The sequence below is a fragment of the Cytobacillus sp. MT66 genome (assembly GCF_058792595.1).
On record NZ_JBXAFB010000012.1, the window covers coordinates 22722 to 38836 of the forward strand.

15 protein-coding genes are annotated in these 16115 nt (G+C 40.2%); 2 read left to right on the forward strand and 13 right to left on the reverse strand.

The genetic code is table 11. The features are described 5' to 3' along the window. Positions 1–122: 122 nt before the first annotated feature. From opp4C to AC1Q59_RS18875, 8 genes are all read right to left on the reverse strand, one after another. Positions 123–1037, reverse strand: coding sequence for an oligopeptide ABC transporter permease (gene opp4C, locus AC1Q59_RS18840; RefSeq protein ID WP_492367407.1), 915 nt, complete (start codon positions 1035–1037; stop codon positions 123–125). Positions 1038–1052: 15 nt separating this feature from the next. Next, entirely contained in the window at positions 1053–2003 is a 951-nt protein-coding gene (locus AC1Q59_RS18845) for an ABC transporter permease (RefSeq protein ID WP_492367408.1), read from the reverse strand. A gap of 124 nt (positions 2004–2127) precedes the next feature. Beyond that, complete coding sequence (locus AC1Q59_RS18850; RefSeq protein WP_492367409.1) at positions 2128–3798, reverse strand: peptide-binding protein; 1671 nt, start codon at positions 3796–3798, stop codon at positions 2128–2130. A 189-nt stretch (positions 3799–3987) separates the two neighbouring features. Further along, positions 3988–5010 (reverse strand): ABC transporter ATP-binding protein, encoded by a 1023-nt coding sequence (locus AC1Q59_RS18855; RefSeq protein WP_492367410.1) that lies wholly within the window; start codon positions 5008–5010, stop codon positions 3988–3990. Beyond that, positions 5007–5990: an ABC transporter ATP-binding protein gene (locus AC1Q59_RS18860; RefSeq protein WP_492367411.1), complete on the reverse strand. Its 984-nt coding sequence runs from the start codon at positions 5988–5990 to the stop codon at positions 5007–5009. The genes AC1Q59_RS18855 and AC1Q59_RS18860 overlap by 4 nt, the downstream gene beginning before the upstream one ends. A 256-nt stretch (positions 5991–6246) precedes the next feature. Beyond that, positions 6247–7044 carry a DUF2268 domain-containing putative Zn-dependent protease gene (locus AC1Q59_RS18865; RefSeq protein WP_492367412.1) on the reverse strand — a complete coding sequence of 266 codons (798 nt, stop codon included), beginning with the start codon at positions 7042–7044 and terminating at the stop codon, positions 6247–6249. A gap of 91 nt (positions 7045–7135) precedes the next feature. Beyond that, on the reverse strand, positions 7136–8374 hold the full coding sequence (gene fabF, locus AC1Q59_RS18870) for a beta-ketoacyl-ACP synthase II (RefSeq protein WP_492367413.1): 1239 nt from the start codon (positions 8372–8374) through the stop codon (positions 7136–7138). 118 nt (positions 8375–8492) lie between these two features. Beyond that, entirely contained in the window at positions 8493–9425 is a 933-nt protein-coding gene (locus tag AC1Q59_RS18875) for a beta-ketoacyl-ACP synthase III (protein ID WP_492367414.1), read from the reverse strand. Between the two features lie 225 nt (positions 9426–9650). Between AC1Q59_RS18875 and AC1Q59_RS18880 the strand changes: the two genes are divergently transcribed. Further along, entirely contained in the window at positions 9651–10019 is a 369-nt protein-coding gene (locus AC1Q59_RS18880; RefSeq protein ID WP_492367415.1) for a hypothetical protein, read from the forward strand. Positions 10020–10057: 38 nt separating this feature from the next. On the opposite strand, the gene AC1Q59_RS18885 is transcribed toward AC1Q59_RS18880, so the two are convergent. The 4 genes from AC1Q59_RS18885 to AC1Q59_RS18900 form a co-directional block, all read right to left on the reverse strand. Then, positions 10058–10246, reverse strand: coding sequence for a ComZ family protein (locus AC1Q59_RS18885; protein ID WP_492367416.1), 189 nt, complete (start codon positions 10244–10246; stop codon positions 10058–10060). An 18-nt stretch (positions 10247–10264) separates the two neighbouring features. Then, entirely contained in the window at positions 10265–11224 is a 960-nt protein-coding gene (locus AC1Q59_RS18890) for a BMP family ABC transporter substrate-binding protein (protein WP_492367417.1), read from the reverse strand. A gap of 168 nt (positions 11225–11392) precedes the next feature. Next, positions 11393–12202, reverse strand: a complete 810-nt coding sequence (locus AC1Q59_RS18895; protein ID WP_492367418.1) for a Rossmann-fold NAD(P)-binding domain-containing protein — start codon at positions 12200–12202, stop codon at positions 11393–11395. 83 nt (positions 12203–12285) lie between these two features. Then, positions 12286–13035 (reverse strand): hydrolase, encoded by a 750-nt coding sequence (locus AC1Q59_RS18900; protein WP_492367419.1) that lies wholly within the window; start codon positions 13033–13035, stop codon positions 12286–12288. Between the two features lie 217 nt (positions 13036–13252). On the opposite strand from AC1Q59_RS18900, the gene AC1Q59_RS18905 reads away from it, so the two are divergent. Continuing rightward, complete coding sequence (locus AC1Q59_RS18905; RefSeq protein ID WP_492367420.1) at positions 13253–13444, forward strand: DUF2929 family protein; 192 nt, start codon at positions 13253–13255, stop codon at positions 13442–13444. 34 nt (positions 13445–13478) lie between these two features. Here the strand turns inward: AC1Q59_RS18905 and clpB are convergent, their stop codons facing one another. Beyond that, the gene (gene clpB / locus AC1Q59_RS18910) at positions 13479–16079 is read right to left on the reverse strand and encodes an ATP-dependent chaperone ClpB (protein WP_492367421.1); all 2601 of its coding nucleotides are present in this window, start codon (positions 16077–16079) and stop codon (positions 13479–13481) included. Between the last annotated feature and the right edge of the window lie 36 nt (positions 16080–16115).

The following is a 16115-nucleotide window of genomic DNA, read 5'->3' on the forward strand; positions in this document are numbered from 1 at the left end:
GAAAATGAAAAACCTTTGCCAATAGCAAAGGTCACTCAAACACATATGAATGTCTCATTTACAGCTTTGAGATTGTCAAGCTCGATTAGCCAGCAGCCAGGCAGACACTTGCCTATCATTTGTTAGTCAACAGATTTAGGATCAAGCGCATCACGAAGACCATCACCTATAAAGTTAAAACACAATACAGTAATGAGAATTAATAATCCTGGGAAGAAAGGATACCAGGGAGCTGTTAACATAACGGTATAGTTTTGCGCATCTTCAAGCATATTTCCCCAGGTTGGTGTAGGGGGTGAAATTCCTAATCCAAAATAACTTAGAGCAGCCTCTGCTAAAATAACCGACCCAACTAATAAGGTTGCTGTTACAATAATGGGTCCCATTGCATTTGGCAATATATGCCCAAAAATAATTTTATATGATTTTGTCCCTATCGTTTTGGAGGCGAGGACAAATTCCCTTGACCTAAGGCTTAAAAACTCCCCTCTGACAATCCGCGCTGTACTTGTCCAGCTAGTTAAAGCAAATACAAGAATAAGATTTCCGACACTTGGATCAAAAATAGTGACAATCGTAATCAATAAGAAGAAACTTGGAATCGAGATGACTACATCAACAAAACGCATTAATATAGCATCAACAATACCGCCATAATAACCCGCAATAGCACCAACAGTCACACCAATTAATATTGCCCCGGCAACAGATGCAAATCCCACTAGCAACGATATTCTTCCTCCAAAAAGAAGGCGAGTGAAGATATCCCTTCCATATCGATCGGTTCCAAGCCAGTAATCGCTGTTCGGGGCTTTCAGCTTGTCCAATAAACTCATCTGTTCAAACGGATATGGTGCTATGATCGGCGCTAAACCGCACATAACAATTATGATAAATAAAACGATGGAACCAATAACAGCCAGTTTATTTTTCATAAACTTCCTAAAAAATATCTTAGTTAATGTATCTGCTTTTGAATTTAACCGGGGGTCGAGCTGAAGATCATCCTGAGATACTTTCACATTGATCTGTGACATTGACTTGCCCCCTCCCTAATATTCGATACGCGGGTCAAAAATCGCGTATAAGATATCAGCTATTAGATTTCCTATTACAACCATGACAGCGGATATGACCGTTAATGCCATTATGACTGGGTAATCCCGCTGGAAGGCTGAATCAATAAACAGCGAACCAATTCCTGGCCACGAAAATATTTTTTCCGTGATGGCTGCTCCGCCGATAAAGGAAGGAAGCATAAGGCCAAACAACGTAATGATAGGAATCATTCCATTTCGCAAACCATGCTTCAGCACAACCTTTTTTTCTTTAAATCCTTTTGACATTGCTGTGCGGATATAGTCCTGCTTCAGCACATCAAGCATGGAGGATCTTGTGTACCGGGTAAGAGCCGCCATATCGGCCGTTGCCAGGACAATCGCCGGCATGATCAAATGGTGAATTCGGTCCCAAAGGCTAAATGGTGCGTTAAGTGTTGCCACACCGCCTGTTGGAAACCACCCGAAATGAACTGCGAAAACCATGATAAGAATTAATCCAAACCAAAAGTTAGGCATCGCAATCCCGAGAAAAGAAGTAACAGTAACAGAGTAATCGAGTTTCGAATAGGGTCGCATCGCAGAATAGATGCCAAACGGGATAGCGATGCATGCTGCCAGGAGTGTGGATGAAATCATTAGCAATAATGTATTAGGAAGCCTGTTCATAATTAATTCACTGACCGGAACTCCCCTTTTTATTAAAGAGTTTCCGAAATCACCTTGAACCATATTGCCAAGCCATTTGACATATTGAACATGGACAGGATCATTTAACCCATATTTTTCTTCAAACTTTACACGGTCTTGCGGTTTCATGCTTGGGTCCATGAGCAGGGATGTTGGTCCGCCCGGAGCTGCCTGAACAATTGCAAAGGATAGGATGGTAATTCCAAATAACAAGGGAATAGCCATTAATGTTCGCCGAATAATATATGTGACCATCGCCTTTTCTCCCTCTCAAATAGTTTATTCTAATACATAGCCCTAAAGGCCAAGTAGAGTTTTCAGGGATAAAAAAAGTAAGGGAAAGGGTATTTTCCCCTTACTTTTCTAGATTACTAATTTATTATTCAGGTTTTAGCCACCATCTGTTAATATGGTACATTTGATCTTTCGGATGGAACTCGTAACCTTCTAAATTCTTAGGAAGGGCACGGAATTCTTTCGGATAATACAGGAATGTATAGGCTTGATCTTCTGCAAGTGCTGCTTGAATCTCGCCGATCATTTGCTTACGTTTTTCTTTATCAAGCTCTTGAAGCTGCTGGTCCATTAACACATCAATTTCAGGGTTTGAATACCCGGTAAAGTTTAGACCTTTTTCAATTTCCTTCGTATGGAAAATACCGCTTGGATCTGGATCAATTCCTAAGCTCCAGCCAAGAACAATTCCTTCAAAATTCCATACGCCTGGGTCAATATCAGCAATTAACGCACTAAATTCAACAATTTGCGGTTTAATTTCAATGCCTACTTCTTTCAATTGCTGCTGAAGGATGACAACAATATCTTCGCGAACCTTATTTCCTTGGTTTGTTTTCACTTCAACAGAGAATCTTTCTCCATCTTTAACTAAAATGCCATCAGGACCTGGTTTCCAGCCAGCTTCTGCTAACATTTGCTTTGCTTTTTCGGGGTCATATTCAAATTTAGGCACATCTGGATTATATGCCCAGCTTAATGGGCTTTCAGGAACATGAGCGACTTCGCCAAGCCCTGCCATTACGTGCTCAACAATCGCTTCACGGTCAATTGCATGGGTGATAGCCTGACGGACCTTTTTGTCTTTAAATTTTTCTATTCTTTGGTTGAATCCCAGGAACGTATAAGAAAGAGCTAGACCTGATTCTAGGCGAAGACCTACAGAATCTGCAAAGCCTTCTACAGTTGGCACATCCGGCTGTGCGATGCCTGCATAATAATCAATGTCTCCAGCTTGGAGCTGTGCTAAGATTGCGTTTGCATCTGGAACAATTTTATATGTTACAGAATCCAAATATGGACGGCCATCCCAGTATTCTTCATTAGCAACGACCTTCACATACTCGCCATCTTTCCACTCCTCAAACTTAAACGGACCAGAACCAATCGGATTTTTCGTATTAAATTCATGTTCTCCAAGGTCAGCAATCGGCACATCACCTAAGATATGCTCAGGCAAAATACCGAAACCAAGGCTTACAACAGGAAATTGGGCATCAACCTGTTTTAATGTAAACTTAACAGTATATTGGTCAATTTTCTCAACCTTTTCGATATTTTCAAAATAAGATTTACGTGGGCCATCATAATCTGGGCTTAGAGGAATGTTGTATGTAAAAACAACATCATCTGCGTCTAATGGCTCCCCATCATGAAATTTCGCATTTTCAACAATTTTTATGGTGAATTCTTTTCCATCCTCTGAAGCTTCAAAGGTTTCAGCTAATCCGCCATCAGTAACAGGATTGAATTCAAGGTCTGATCCCATTAAACTATCAAATATCATCATTTCAATATCGGAGCTCGAAGCATCATTTGAATAGAGTGTGTTAATCATAGTTGGTGAACCTGTTGAACCAACTACTAAGTCGCCGCCTTGAACAGGTCCTTCATTTTTTGGTTCCTCTTTTTGCGTTTCGTTTGGCTTTTCTTCTTCTGCAGGCTCTTGAGAAGTCTGCTGTCCTCCCGAGCATGCAGCAAGGAACATGGACAGTACAAGCAATAAGCTAATCAGCGACCATGCCGTTTTTTTCATTCAAATTCCCCCTTCTTCCTATCATGAAAAATTTTATTAACTTTCTTGTCATTGCCTTATTTATTTGCGATGCAACGCCCCCCTTCAAAAATTTTTATTCGAAGGGGCTGCCTCATCAGGATGTTCACCCCTTACTTTGAGACAGCCCCTTTTTCAGCAAAAAATTAATAGAACTATAGGGCTCTTTTCTTAATATAAATGGCAGGCAACAAAATGATCTTTTTTAATCTCTTTATATTCAGGGATGAGTTCACTGCATATCTGGGTTGCTGCCGGGCATCTCGTATGGAACACACAGCCTGCCGGAGGGTTTGCCGGGCTTGGCAGATCCCCCTTTAAGATAATCCTATCCCTCGGCTTTATTCCCTTTTTCTTAGGGACGGGCACAGCCGAAAGCAGTGCCTGTGTGTATGGGTGAAGTGGCTGATCAAATAAATCGCTCTTCCCTGCAAATTCCATGATTTTACCTAAGTACATGACACTGACCCGATCACTGATATGGCGAATAACACTTAAATCATGTGAAATAAATACATAGGTTAAACCCAATTCTTCCTGCAGGTCTTTCATGAGATTGATGATTTGCGCCTGTATAGATACATCAAGAGCTGATACAGGCTCATCAGCAATAATTAAATCAGGATTGACAGCAAGGGCACGGGCAATTCCAATTCTCTGTCTCTGTCCGCCAGAAAATTCATGCGGGTATCTTGTCAAAAATAGTGGATTTAGTCCCACCTTTTCCAGCAGATCCTCTAGTTTTTCCTTTCTTTCCCTTTGACTGTACATTTGGTGGGTAATCATTGGCTCGCTGATGATGGATTTAAGGGTTTTCCGCGGGTTCAGGGAAGCATAGGGATCCTGAAAAACCATTTGAATGTCACGTCTAATTGAGCGGCGAAGCTCATTTTCATTCATATGGGCTATGTTTTTTCCCTTAAAAATGATTTCCCCGCTAGTAGGTTCATAGAGTCTGATAATCGTTCGTCCTGCTGTTGATTTGCCGCACCCGGATTCTCCGACAATTCCGAGGGTTTCTCCTTTTTTTACATGAAAAGTCAGGCCGTCTACAGCTTTTACAGATCCTATTGTCCGCTGAAGAAAACCTGCTTTAACCGGAAAATGCTTCTTAAGGTCATTTATTTGTAAAATATATTCATAGTTTTCAATTAAATTACCACCCTTTATCACTTTAGCTGATGCCGGATTCATTTGGCTGTTCCCCCCTTATCATGTAAAAAGCAGCGAACGGAACGCGCAGCCTTTACTGAGATTAAGTCCGGATTCTCTATTCTGCAGCGGTCAAATGCATGCGGACACCTAGGGGCAAATCGACACCCTTGCGGAAAGTGCTCGGGAGGCGGGACAGTCCCTTCTATTGAGTAAAGGCGATCCCCATCACTATCAAGTGATGGAATGGACCCCATTAATCCAACAGTATATGGATGCAGTGGCTCATCAAACAAATCAGCTGCAGCGGCTTCTTCAACTACTTGTCCGCAATATAAAACCACCACACGGTCTGCAATCTCTGAAACAACACCGAGGTCGTGGGTTATAATTAAAATCGATGTATTATACTTATTGCTTAGGTTTTTCATTAGATCCAGAATTTGTGCCTGTATGGTTACATCGAGGGCTGTGGTCGGCTCGTCTGCAATGAGAAGCTTTGGGTTACAGCTCATTGCCATGGCGATCATCACCCTTTGCCTCATCCCGCCAGACAGACGGTGCGGATATTCATCAATAAGAGCTTTAGCACGCGAAAAACCTACTAATTCAAGCATTTCTTCTGCTTTCTTTCTAGCCGCTCGTTTTGATACTTTTTGATGGTAGATAAGTACCTCCATAATTTGCTCGCCAATTGTCATCACTGGGTTTAATGATGTCATCGGCTCCTGGAAAATCATTGATATTTCGTTGCCGCGAATTTTGCACATCTCATCTTCAGAAAGCTTGGCTAAATCAAGCCCGTCAAAGAGAATTTCTCCATCAACAATCTCCCCTGGAGGAGTTGGTATTAAGCGCATAATAGATAATGAAGTTATGCTTTTTCCAGAACCGGATTCTCCAACTAGTGCAACAGTCTCCCCTTTTCTAATGACTAAATCAACACCATCAACAGCAGGAATGGTTGTTTTCTTTCTCTTAAAATGGGTCTTTAAATTTTTTAGTTCCAATAGTGCTGTCATAACGCCCTCCGTCTGAAGATTTATTAATATATCTGATCACTGGAAACAAATCTATTATTTTAAGAAAATTGTCGAATGATATAAGATGGGGTACTATTTATAGATATTCACTCTTTTGGAAAATTTTGATTATTTAACTGTATATTATTACATGAAGGTTGTGAATTCAAGGAGTTTTTAAAATATTCAATTTTTTTATAATAAATGCGATGAGGTCGGATGTTTGATAAAAAAACAAACAATGGCTGAGCAATGATCACTCAGCCTTGATGTTATTTTGAAATATTTTTAAAAAGGAATCAGCTTCCATATTAAAACTTTCCTCAATGTTGAATTTCCTTTTGCTTTTGTATTTAGAAATAATATTATAGCCTGCTGAATATCCTGCCATTACCGGGAATCCCTTTCTGCCGTATAAGATTTCATCATGCAATGGGTGTTCTTTTTTTACCTGGAGGTTAGGCTTAATAAATTTCCGCCAAAAATAGGACACCTCTTCACTTGAATAATAATTACACCAGCTGGCTATATAATTTTCACCTAAGATTTCCTCAACTGCATGTTCAGCCAGGCCCTCAAGAATAACGGAATCCAATAGCGTAAATTCCTTTAGTCTATTATTTTGCTTATTTAACCGGCAGGTATGATGATATTCATGGATCATGAGAGCCTCCAGTTCTTTTTCATCATCAAGTGGCGTAAGAAATAGGAAAAGCTTATCCTTGAATGCTACACCGGCTTTTGCAGGCTGGGCACTCCGAAAAAATGTCGTCTTTGCTGCAAGAGGAAAAATATAGATAGGGATATCGGGGCCATTCCATTTTTTTTTATATTTTTTAAATATACTTTCGGCTTTCTCCCAATAACGGCGGTCTTTTAATTGTTCAAAGTTCTTTAGGGTTTGGCGATTTGGCTCGTACATGCCAAATTGGAGCAAATATTCATATATCTTTCTAGGATCCTCTTTCTCGAACTTATCTGAAAGCCTCGTGCAGATTTTTAATGGTGCTGTATAGTCCTCGTCCAGCCACCCATCTGTTCTAATAATCCCCAAATGAATCACCTCAAGAATCATTTTATGTTTGAGGTGAGCATTTGCTAATAATCAAAAAGGAGCTGATCTTAGACAGCTCCTAATGTAATGATTATTTATATTTTTTAAACACAATGGTTGCGTTATGTCCGCCAAATCCAAGGGAGTTGCTCATAGCAGCACTAATTTCTTTCTGTCTGGCTTTGTTGGTTACATAATCAAGATCACATTCTGGATCCGGTGTTTCATAATTAATGGTTGGAGGCATGATTCCGTCCTTAATGGATAATACAGTAAAGATAGCTTCAACCCCACCCGCTGCTCCAAGAAGATGGCCTGTCATCGACTTTGTTGAGCTTACGGCTAAATTATAGGCATGGTCGCCAAAAACTTCTTTAATAGCAAAGGTTTCGAATTTGTCATTATAATCTGTGCTGGTACCGTGGGCATTAATATAATCGATTTCCTCTGGTTTTAGGCCAGCGTCATTGACCGCCATTTTCATCGCTCTTGCTCCGCCTTCTCCAGCTGGTGCCGGTGCGGTAATATGGTAAGCATCGCCTGTTGCACCATATCCGACAATTTCAGCATAAATTTTCGCACCGCGTGCAAGTGCATGCTCCAATTCTTCAAGAACAACAATTCCTGCTCCTTCGCCAATGACAAAACCATCACGGTTTTTATCAAACGGACGGCTTGCTGTCTTTGGATCCGGGTTTGTTGATAATGCTGTATTTGCGCAGAAACCAGCAACAGACATCCTTGTAATTGGTGCCTCAGCTCCGCCTGTTACCATAACATCAGCATCGCCGCGCTGTATAACTTTGAAAGCATCCCCAATGGAGTTGGTACCTGTCGCACAAGCAGTAACAGTACATGAGTTAAAGCCCTTTGCTCCCAGGGTAATAGAAACCTGGCCCGTTGCCATATCTGGAATCATCATAGGTACGAAGAAAGGACTGACCCTTCTATAGCCACGGTTTAAAAAAGTTTCAAACTGATTTTCGAACGTTTCCATTCCGCCGATTCCTGAACCAATCCAAACCCCAACACGTGGTGCATTTTCATCAGTAATTTCAAGATTAGCATCTTTTACTGCCATTAAGGAAGCCGCTACCGCATAATGGGTAAACCGATCCATTTTTCTAGCATCTTTCTTTTCAATAAAATCTTCTATATTAAAATCTTTAACTTCTGCTGCTACCTTTGCTGGATATTCATCCGCATTCACCCTTGTTAATGGACCAACGCCAGATACACCTTCAAGGATATTTTTCCATGATGTTTCAGCGTCATTTCCGACAGGTGTTACGGCACCGATTCCTGTAACAACAACTCTTCTTTTATCCACTCTATTCATCTCCTTCAATCCATTTCAGCTAAAAGGGAGTTTATACACTTTTTGATTGCAGTGAAGGGCACTTCCCCTTCCGCCTCAATCAATAAGATTCGATTATACTATAAAACCGTTATCTTCCCCATCTTAAAGCAATGGCACCCCATGTAAGACCGCCGCCAAATCCAACCATGACGATTAAATCATCATCTTTAACTTTTCCATTTTCCCACTCTTCGTAAAGGGCCATTGGAATGGAGGCAGATGAGGTATTCCCGTATTTATGAACGGTTTTTGTCATTTTTTCTTCAGGAAGTTCAAGACGCTGTCTGGAAGCTTCCATGATTCGAATATTTGCCTGATGCGGGATTAGAAGGTCCACATCTTCTTTGTTAAGACCGGCTTTTTCCAGTACATGTACACTGCTTTCTCCCATTTGCCGTACAGCAAACTTAAATACTTCCCGGCCATTCATCATAATATATTCATCCTGGTAAAGATGCTTTGCGCCAGTACCGTCTGCTCCAAGCTCGAAAGAGAGGATTCCTCTACCCTCAGATACTTGCCCTAAAATAGCTGCACCAGCTCCGTCTCCGAATAACACAGCTGTATTCCGATCGGTCCAATCGGTTATTTTTGATAGCTTTTCAACCCCGACAACAAGGACATGCTTGTATGTTCCTGTTTCGATAAATTGTTTGGCTGTAATCATGCCATACATGAAACCGGCACAGGCTGCGCTAACATCCATTGCAGCTGCATTACAAGCACCAAGCCGTTCTTGAAGCATGCAGGCGACAGACGGGAAAGGATGATCTGGTGTAACTGTTGCTACTAATATTAAATCTATTTCCTCTGCAGTTATATTAGCATTCGTTATTGCCAGTTTTGCCGCTTCATAAGCCATATCTGATGTATTAATATTATCATCAGCTATTCTTCTCTGTTCAATTCCTGTTCTGGACTTAATCCATTCGTCAGATGTCTCAACCATTTTTTCCAGGTCAGCATTAGTAAGGATTTTTTCAGGCAAATATCTGCCAATTCCAAGGATTCCAGCATTCATAGGGTCCAACTCCCTTTCTTTACTCATATGGATAAATATTTTCATTTATTCTTATACATTATTATCAAATATTATGACTTGGTACTAATTTTAACAAATAACTATATTAGTTAGCAACCATTTCATACAAGGTTCTATATATAAGCAATCTGTTTATGAGTCCATACCATATTGGCGGCGGATTCATAAATTATTACAGATAGGTAAAAGGGAGGGAGATTATCATTGGAAGATAAAAAAGACCATTATCCCAAGAGTGATCGATTTAGCGATTTGATGTTTGGCTGGGGAAGCGGCCATGTGCATGAAAATGAACAAAATCACCATTGGCAAGACCAAGAGGCATTTGAAGGAATTGATGAACTTGGATCAGATCACCATCATGGCACACAGGAGGATTGGCTTTTTGGCAAAAGGCCGGATCATGTGCAGAGAGACCAACATTCCGCCAATGGCAATAAGATGGATCTTGGAAATGTGAATTGGGCTGAATTAATGGAGCATGCAGATACCCTGATGAAAACAGCAAACGAATTAAAGCCTCTGTACAAAAAGATCAGTCCATTTATCCAGAATTTCATAAAAAAAGAGTGAAGGTAATGCCCCCTTTGAGGGGCAGCCTTCACTCTCCTTTATTCGTTCTTTGCATCCGCTTTACCCATTTCATAGGCTTCAGACATTACCTTTGTGAAAAGCTCCATAAATGGCTGAATCATGTCCAAAGATAATTCAACTCCTGACTTTTCCAGCTGTTCCTTTGCTTCCGGCAAGTATTTCATTGCAATTTGCAAGAATTCCATTGTTTTTTCTGATTGCTGCATTTTTTTGCCTCCATTGTTTTAATTGTGATTAGGAAGTTTTCCAGTCTTCTTATACTCTTCTATTGCCTTATTTATGTATGTAATATATTCTTGATCAATATCAGAACTGAACTTTCCTAAAGAAATAACATCATCCTGAAAATCAAACCATAGATTCCCTGATTCTAATTTTCCTTCGTTAAACCATTCAGCTACCAATTCATAAAGCATATCCACATGCTGGACTGTACTTGTTAAAACAGCTGATTGCCCCAGGTCGGACTGATCTGAAATATACCCTATCGCATATTTTCCTCTTTCTTTTACCCTTTCAATGACCGGGACATTATAGCCATCTCCTGCAGGATAAACAACATCTGCCCCCTTATCAAGCATTTTATCCAGCAGTTCAATTGCTTTTTTATCATCGTCCCAATTGCCGGTATATTCGATTAATACATTTGCCTCTTTGTTTTGAAAATTTGCACCTTCATAGAAGCCTTCAATTTCAGGCTGCCATTCATACGCTGCAATGATCCCGACTGTGTCAGATTTCGTCATATGCCCAGCAATCATACCGCCGAAAAATCCCATCGCATAGGCTTCAAAATTAAGGCTCGTAGTATTTGAATTTTTGGCATCGCCATTAAAACTGACAAAATGAATATCAGGGTAATCCTTTGAGATATGATTAAAGTATTCTGCATACTCATTTCCATGGCCGAAAATGATATTTACACCTTTTTGATCAAATTCCTTCACTGCCCGCTCAACTATTGACTGAGAATTCATTCCTTCTTTATAATATACTTCAACCTTATGGTGGGATTGAATTTTTAGCATTCCCTTATAGCCTTTTGTTCCCCATACCTGATCATTGACCGTATCTGGCACGAGCAAGCCAACCTTTTCCAGCTTTCCCGTAGAAATTGCTTGTCCACAAGAGACCAAGAAAAGCAGGCAGAATAGAATCCCAAAAGGTATAACTACTTTATGCATCCTTTTGATCCGCCTCCAAACAAAAGCCGCATTCGTTTATCTATTTCCAATATCTTTCGAATTTAGAAGTAAACACCCGGCTATTTTCATTCTACCCTTAACCGCCAAAATTTGAAAAGTTTTTTTTATAAAATAAAGCGAGCTTCATGAAATAAATGGGTATACTAACTATTTTGCACTGATAAAAAGCCTGTAATGCCTGATTTGCTTTTCAATTCCTTCACTAATAGGCAATTTGCATTTGACTTGTTTTCTTTCAATGCTTTTAAATTCAGCCTCTTCATCGCTTAACCTTATATTTATAAATTTTTCAGGAATAGATATAAATTCAGCACATTTTTGCCAATGATTATCAATGCTGCTCCTTAAAATCAGGGATGCCATCTCCCGTCTTTCTGTCATGTTTAAGATTTCTTCAACAATATCATCAATATAAAGGCAATCGTCTATCCATTCACGCTTATTCAGTGTAAGCTGACTATGATCTTTTGAAATCCCCTGCTGCAGCAAGAAAGCATCAGGCTGCCATGGGCCATATATCGAGGGCAGAAAATATCGATGGCTGTAGGTCTTTATCCGATTTAACTCCAGCCTGTTTTCTGGAAGCAGCCATTGAATGGGCAATAGCCATACCACTTTTGAATGATTTTGTTTAAGTGCTGCTTCATTCCTTGAAAAAAATAAATCCATAAGTTTATTTACAGCTGGTAAGTCTGGTGCATTTCTTATGAAAAGATCATAATAATCAATAATAACCAATGTTTGTTCATCAATTTCCCCCTCACCCAGCCATTGGGCAAGTGATTCTTCCTGAAAGTTTGCATTTCTGCCAATTGTCATCCGCTTTAGCTCAAGAAAATCTATTTCCTCATTTTTGCTATTGTGAACACCAACGACCTCATAGCCTTCCTCGAGCAAGGTTTGGCAAAAATGAAATCCTAAAAATTCAAATGCGCCAATTATAATTGCCCTGTCCATTACGAAACCTCCCCGGACTTTCTCCATGTATCCTATGCGAAGAATGTGGATTTATTTCATTTGGACAGAGCAATAAAGATTTTTTATAGTATCAGCTCATGTCTTTTTAAAAATTTAATGATATGGGAACCCGTTTCTTTGCTTTTTTCTGGAAGAAGATAGCAAATCGAGATGGGGAGTTCTTTTTTTCTGGAATTTACTGATAATGCTTTTAAACGTTTTGCCTGTTTATACGCTCGGCTGTCCTTTAAAACATGAATGATTTTCACAGGCACACGATATTTTTCAAAGTTCCCTTGGTGGTCCTGTATCGATGCAGGCACGAGGGATTCATCCATTTCAAATGCCATTGCGAGCTCTTTTACTAGATTTTTATAAAAAAAATAATGTTCCCTTTCCTGCTCTAGGTGATCCTTTAGTGAAAGAATCGGATTAATTAACACACAGGTACGAATCAGACTGGCTTCATCACTGTTGCTCATTTCATGCATTAGTTTTAGGGCAATCAGTGCCCCCATGCCCTCAGCAATTAAATGGATTTTCCCATTTAATATTTCTGTTCTCATCATGTGTTCATATAATCTTTTTGCCATCCTAACAGCTTTATCGCTGCCCCAATTTTTCCCGTAAAGATTTGAATAGAATATTGTATAGCCCTCTTCATTGAGCTTCTTTATTAGATTAAATTTCCCTTCATTTTGCGTCCAAAAGCTTCCTTCGCTATGAACAAAATGTCTTTCATCACCGATAATGAGGATACCGAAACCACTTGGCTTATCGGGATAGTGGATCATACTCCACTCGGTATCCAGCAGAAAGTTCCGGTTTTCCATGATAGCACTCCTTTATACCATACTTCTATTAATGTATGATGCATTTTTTAAAATGAACGGGGGAAATGCCTAATTTAAACGGGGATGGGTGGTTTTACCAAGTAAAAGACCTTTGATTGATCTTTATCACAGCTAATTTTAAGATCGCCTATACTTCCTTTATTGCAAGGCTTATGATAAGATGATATGAGATTTTATTTTGTCAGAGGTGAAAATAATGAGGTTCTTTTGGACATTTTTCTGGACTTTTCTTCTTGTTCATATGTTAACTTATGTTGTTAGTTCAATGCTTGGCGAAGCGTACGACTTCCAAGCGGCTTCCATTCTTGGTGTTATTGCAACAATCCTTATTTTTGTTGTATCAGCTATTATTCCGGCTGAACCAGCGGGAAAAGAAGGCCTTCATTAAGAAACAAAAGTCATCCTGCACGAGGATGACTTTTTTATTTGACCTCAATGGAAAGTTCACTGTTTTTCACAGAAATCAGTACTTCGCAGTTATCCTTAACATCGCCTGCAATAATCTTTCTAGCCAGCTTGGTTTCCACATTTCTTTGTATAAACCGTTTTAGCGGCCTTGCACCAAATACAGGATCAAATCCATTTTCAGCAATATATTCCTTGGCATCTTCTGATATAGTTAAATCGATATTCTGATCTGACAGGCGATTTTGCAGTTCCTTAATCAGCTTCGAAACAATTCCCTTGATTTCATTTAAGGCCAGCGGCTTAAATAGAATGATTTCATCCACCCGATTTAAAAATTCAGGGCGGAAGTGCGCTCTTAACTGACCCATCACTTTTTCACGAGTTTCTTCATTAATATTTTCAGCCTCGCCGACGCGTTCAAGCAAGAAATGCGAGCCAATATTTGAAGTCATGATAATTACCGTATTCTTGAAATCAACGGTTCTTCCTTGTGAATCTGTAATTCTGCCATCATCAAGCATTTGCAGGAGAATATTAAAGACCTCTGGATGCGCTTTTTCAATTTCATCAAGAAGAATAACTGAGTACGGCATCCTTCTGACTGCTTCTGTCAGCTGGCCGCCTTCTTCATAGCCGACATATCCTGGAGGGGCGCCAATCAGTCTTGAAACCGCATGCTTTTCCATGTATTCAGACATGTCAATGCGGATAATCTGCTCTTCACTGTCAAATAAGCTTTGCGCCAAGGCTTTCGCCAATTCTGTTTTACCAACACCCGTAGGTCCAAGAAAAATGAAAGAGCCAATTGGACGATTAGGATCCTTTATCCCAGCTCGGGCACGGAGAACTGCATCAGATACAAGTTCCACTGCTTCATCCTGCCCAATTACCCTTTCATGGAGAATACTCTCCAACCGCAGCAGCTTCTCTCTTTCGCCCTCAACAAGTTTGGCAACAGGAATCCCAGTCCACTTTGCCACAATACTGGAAATTTCGTCTTCTGTTACCTCTTCTCTTAATAAACGATCGCCCTTTTTTTCATTCACTTCTTGTTCCAGAAGTTTTAGTTCTTTCTCTAATGCCGGGATTCGGCCATGACGAAGTTCAGCCGCTTTATTTAAATTATAGTCATTTTCTGCTTCTTCAAGTTCACGCCTTAGTTTCTCAAGAAGCTCACGTTTTTCTCGAACCTGCTGAATGCCTTCCTTTTCAAGCTGCCATTTCGCTTTCATTTCATGGGCCTTTTCTTTTTGTTCTGCCAGTTCCTTTTGCAGCACATGCAATCTTGCTTTGCTGGCCTCATCACTTTCTTTTCTTAAGGCAGCCTCTTCAATTTCCAGCTGCATCATCCTTCTAGTTACTTCATCAAGCTCTGCAGGCATTGAATCAATTTCAGTACGGATCATAGCACACGCTTCGTCCACTAAATCAATGGCTTTATCGGGCAAAAAGCGGTCCGTAATATAGCGGTCGGACAAGGTGGCTGCCGCTACTAATGCTCTATCATGAATATTGACCCCATGGTGAATTTCATAACGTTCTTTTAATCCTCTAAGAATGGATATGGTATCTTCGATGTTTGGTTCCTGAACAAGAACTTGCTGGAACCGTCTTTCCAATGCCGGATCTTTCTCAATATATTTACGGTGTTCTTCAAGTGTGGTCGCGCCAATACAATGAAGTTCTCCCCTGGCAAGCATAGGTTTGAGCATATTTCCAGCATCCATGGCACCTTCTGTCTTCCCAGCGCCCACGATGGTATGAATCTCATCAATAAAGAGCAAAATTTGCCCATCGCTTTTTTTAATTTCGTTAAGGACCGCTTTTAAGCGTTCTTCAAATTCCCCTCTAAATTTTGCCCCTGCAATAAGCGAGCTCATGTCCAAAGAAAATATCGTCTTGTCCTTTAAGCCTTCCGGAACATCTTTTCGGACAATTCTTTGCGCTAATCCTTCAACAATGGCTGTTTTCCCTACCCCTGGCTCACCGATTAAGACTGGGTTATTTTTTGTTTTTCTGGAAAGAATGCGGATTACATTTCTAATTTCTCCGTCTCTGCCAATAACCGGATCAACTTTTCCAGCTTTTACTTCAGCAACTAAATCTCTGCCATATTTTTTTAATGCATCATAGGTTGCTTCTGGATTTTGAGATGTCACTCGCTGATTCCCCCTTAGCTCTTTAATGGCTTGTTCTGCATTGTCCGCATTTAAGCCTTCTGCCCTTAGAATGGAGGCAATTTCCGACTGGCTGCTGGCTGTAGCTGCCATAAAAATATGTTCAACAGAAAGGAATTCGTCATTAAACCGTTTCATGATCGAATCAGCATCCGCTAAAATTCTCTGCAGCCTAGCCGTTATATAAAGTTTTCCTTGTTCGGCACCAGTTCCGGACACCTGCGGCTTTTTCCTAAGCGCCTGCTGTAATTGTGTTTTGACTTTTTCGCCAGAAATATTAAGCTTTTCAAGGATAGATAAAACAAGGCTATTGTCCTGTTCAAGCAGGGAAAGAAACAGATGTATATCATCAACTTCTTGATGCTGCCATTTTAAGGCTAGAGTCTGGGCTGCCACAAACCCACTCTGTAAGCGCTCTGTCATCCGGTTCAAATCCATAAACAGTAACCTCCTTTGACCTTTTTTGACCTTTAA